We start from the raw sequence: 3,964 nt of genomic DNA, 5'->3' as shown, positions 1-3,964 counted from the left end.
GCTGTTGGGTGAGGTGCCGTCCGGGGGGGCGCTGCTGGGTGAGGCGCCTGCCGCGCGGGCGAGCAGGCGGGTACTGGCCAGGTGCAGCAACACGGCCGAGGCGGTGTAGGTGATCCCCGACACCGCGGCCACGATCGGCAAGCGGCCGTCGTGCAGCGCCGCCGCGAGCCCGAGCACGGTCGACAGCGCGACCGGGACCTGGATGGCAAGCACCGTGCGGGCGGCACGGAACCCGAGCAGTACATGGGTGAGCAGGTAATCGACGGACTGCGGGATGGTCGCCAGCACGAGGACCTGGGCGGCCGGGGCGGCGGGGGCGAACCGCGTGCCGTAGACGATGCGGATGGCCGTCGGCGTGACGAGGGTGATCGCACCCGCCACTGCGGCGGCGAGGGCGACGGTGGCGATGACCGCGCGGCGCACCACCCGGGCCCGCTGCCGGGGATCGACCAGGGTACGGAGCCGGCTGAACATCACCATGCCGGTTGCCTGGCAGACGGTCGTGCAGGCGCCGGCGAGGGCGACGGCGACGGCGTAGAAGGCCACCTGCTCGGCGGCCAGGAAGGTGGCGACGAGCAGCATGTCCAGCTTGTAGATGAGCTGAGCCCCGACGACGGTGCCGTAGGCCCCCAGGGCGGACCGCATGAAACGGCGCCGGGGCAGCAGGCGTCCCGGCCGCGCGAGCGCGGGAAGGCCGCCGAGCACTGCCACGTGGTACCCGAGTGGGGGTAGCAGGGCCGTCACGCCGAGGGCCAGCATCCACGATCCTGGATCGCGGACTCCGCTGCCGGCGAGCGCGGCGAACGCGGCCAGTGTCGCCGCCGCCGGTAGCAGCCGGACGAGCTGGAACTCGCCGGTCATCCGACCGCGGCGCTGCGCGAGCCCGGCGGCGTTGGAGGCGGCCACGGCCGCGGCGGTGAAGCAGGTCGCGCCCAGCACGGCGACGGTGTCCCAGGCGGGTCCCCGCCCGGCTCCCGCGCCGCCCGAACGGCCCGGGCCCACAGTGATCAGCGCCGGCACCACGGTGAACAGCACCGCGGCGAGCAGCGCCGACGCGACGGTCTGGGTGAGCAGCGGGCCGAGCAGCGCGCGGTCCTCACCGTCATCGGTGACCAGTGTCTGGGAGACACCCAGGGCGAACACCATCGCGAGCATGCCCGCCCAGGTCTGCAGCGCGACGAACTCGCCGCGGGCCACTGGCCCCAGGGTGCGGGCGGCCAGGACGCCGGTCGCGGTCCCGACGACCAGCGTGCCCGCGTTGCCGGCGAGTACGGCGACGGTGGAGCGGGGAAGCCGGCTCGCGAGCGGGCCGGTCATGACGGCCCGGCGATTCGGCTGACGGCTCTGGTCATCCGCGCCGAGCGGTGTCGCGCACATGGGCAACGGCGCGCAGGAAGCCGTCCACTGACGCGGCGAGCTCGATGTCGCCGATCACTTTCTCCGACTCCTGGGCCATCCTGGCCAGGACGTCGGGGCGCGCGCGCAGCTCCCCGAGGATCCGTGCGAGCGCGTCCACATCGCCGACCGGGTGAACCCGGCCGTTGCGGCCGGGACGGACATCGTCGGTCGGGCCGGTGGAGCCCACCCGGTCGCTGACCACCACCGGCAGGCCGCAGAGCACCGCCTCCTTGACCGCCAGCGGGTGCGGGTCCCGCTCGGCGGGGTGCAGGTAGAGGTCGCTGGCCGCGTACAGGCGGGGGAGCCGTTCCTGGTCGGCGAATCCGACCATCCGCAACGCGCCGCCGAGCTCGGCGGCCACCGCGTCGAGAGCGGCGCGCAACACTCCGTCCCCAGCCATGATCACGATGATTTCCCGGTCGACCGGACCCCGGGGGGCGCGGGTGAGGACGCGCAGCGCGTCCGCGATGTCGAGGGGGCGCTTCCGAGAGATCATCTTTCCGGCGAACAGGGCGACAAGGGCGTCCGGGGCGATACCCAGCTCGGCGCGAATCGCCGTTCGATGCTTCTCCCGATGAGCTAGTACGGCCCGCAGCACCGTCTCATCGGTGGGATACGGCGTGCGGAACATGCGGGTGGCGGGGACTCCATAGTGGGCCAGGTACGCCTCGTTGTTGTCGCCGATCGTGAGGAATGCACTCACTGAACGCATCAGGTGGGGCAGCGTGAGCCGTTTGACGGCGCGGACGGCGGGGGTTCGCTGGCCGAGGAGTTCGCTGTCACTGATCATGAGGGCGGGTACGCCCCGTCGCCGGCACCAGGCGAGCGCCGCGAGGGAATGGGCGTACCGGTATCCGTAGACGAGCACGCATGCGGGGCGCAGCCGGTCCAGGGCCGCCCAGGTCCGGGTAACCATCTGCCGGGTGGCGTCGGGCTGCCGCCAGCCCGGGCGCAGCGGCAGGTCCGCGATGAACTCGTGGTGATAACCGGTGACGATGTCCGATTTCCACTGCACGTCGAGGCCGAAATCCGCGTCGAAGTAGCGTTCCAGGCCCGATCGGGACAGGAAGAGCACCCGAAGATCCACCTCGTGTTCGGTCAACGCCCGGTACAGCGGCGCGAAATGCTGAATCGCGTGCGATACGACGACTGCCACCGTCGTCGACCTGTGGACGGAGGTCATGAGCCGGCTGTTCCTCCTCGCAATGACCGCTGATCGGACCGGGTGGGCCGTGCGCCAGTACGAATCGATCCGACTCTGTCACTCAAAGTATTAATCGAGCAACTGTCTGTAGATGCGTGTCGCGGGTCGCGGGTCGCGGGTCGCGGGTGCCGGGGTGCCGGGAACCGGTAGGGCCCGGGTGGCGGTGGGTGGCGGTTGCGGCGTCGACACGCGGGTTCCCCGCCGTGGTAGTCCTCCTTCTATCACTGTCAGTGATAGAAGGAGGACTGTCTGAGGGGCGCGCGGTGTCGTTGTCGACCGATAGCGGAACGTGACGCCCATGGCCCGGCTTTCCTTACTCACGGGTGGTGGTTGGAGTGACCAGGCGGGTCGTCGTCGCCGGCGGGGCCGGCTTCCTTGGAAGCCATCTCTGTGACCGCCTGCTGGCTCGGGGCGCCGAGGTGATCTGCGTCGACAACTTCCTCACCGGCCGGCCGGACAACATCGACCATCTTCGGAGGCATGGCGGGTTCCGCTTGCTGCGGCGGGACGTGACCGAGCCGATCGACGTCACTGGTCCGGTCGACGCCGTGCTGAACTTCGCCTCCCCCGCGTCCCCGGTGGACTATCGGGCCCTGCCCTTGGAGACCCTGTCGGTCGGTGCGTCGGGTACCGCGAACCTGCTGGATCTGGCATATCGCAAGAACGCCCGGTTCCTCTTGGCCTCCACCTCGGAGGTCTATGGCGACCCCCGGGTCCACCCCCAGCCGGAGGAGTACTGGGGCCACGTCAATCCGATCGGTCCGAGGAGCATGTACGACGAGGCCAAGCGCTTCGCTGAGGCGTTGACCACCGCCCACCGCGCCACCCACGGCACGTCCACCGGGATCATCCGGATCTTCAACACCTATGGGCCGAGGATGCGCGCCGACGACGGGCGCGCCATCCCGACCTTCATTGCGCAGGCCCTGCGTGGCCAGGCCGTCACCGTTGCGGGCGAGGGTCGCCAGACTCGGTCGCTGTGCTACGTCGACGATCTGGTGGAGGGGGTCGTGCGCATGCTGGACAGCGACCTTCCTGGTCCGGTGAATCTCGGCAGCCCCCAGGAGATGACGATCATTGATGCGGCGCGGCTCGTCGTGGAGGTGTGCGGGGCTGACGTCCCGATCACCTTCGTTCCGCGGCCGAAGGACGATCCCACCGTGCGCTGCCCCGACATCACGCTGGCGCGGGAGGCGCTCGGGTGGCGACCCTTGGTGGACGTACGGGACGGGCTTGCCCGCACCGTGGCCTGGTTCCACGGACGTGTCGAGCGGCCGCGGTCCCCGTGGGTGGTGCCCTGTCAGGAGCCACCGGCGGGCTCGGACGTGCTTGGCGGTGACCGCGACGGGTTCACCGTGCGGG

3 protein-coding genes are annotated in these 3,964 nt (G+C 70.8%); 1 reads left to right on the top strand and 2 read right to left on the bottom strand.

Annotated features, from left to right (window positions below; genetic code table 11):
• A partial coding sequence (locus tag AC08OP_RS22260; protein ID WP_476615958.1) for a lipopolysaccharide biosynthesis protein occupies positions 1–1,317 on the bottom strand: 1,317 nt, incomplete at its 3' end.
• Between the two features lie 31 nt (positions 1,318–1,348).
• A complete protein-coding gene (locus AC08OP_RS22255) occupies positions 1,349–2,554 on the bottom strand; it encodes a glycosyltransferase family 4 protein (RefSeq protein WP_476615957.1) in 1,206 nt (401 codons plus the stop codon).
• 383 nt (positions 2,555–2,937) lie between these two features.
• Here AC08OP_RS22255 and AC08OP_RS22250 point away from each other — a divergent pair.
• On the top strand, positions 2,938–3,964 hold a 1,027-nt coding region (locus tag AC08OP_RS22250; protein ID WP_476615956.1), incomplete at its 3' end, for a UDP-glucuronic acid decarboxylase family protein.

The organism is Frankia sp. CeRuru1, assembly GCF_977966315.1.
Note: the sequence above shows the minus strand (reverse complement) of the source record. Positions and strands in the feature narration are given on the sequence as shown.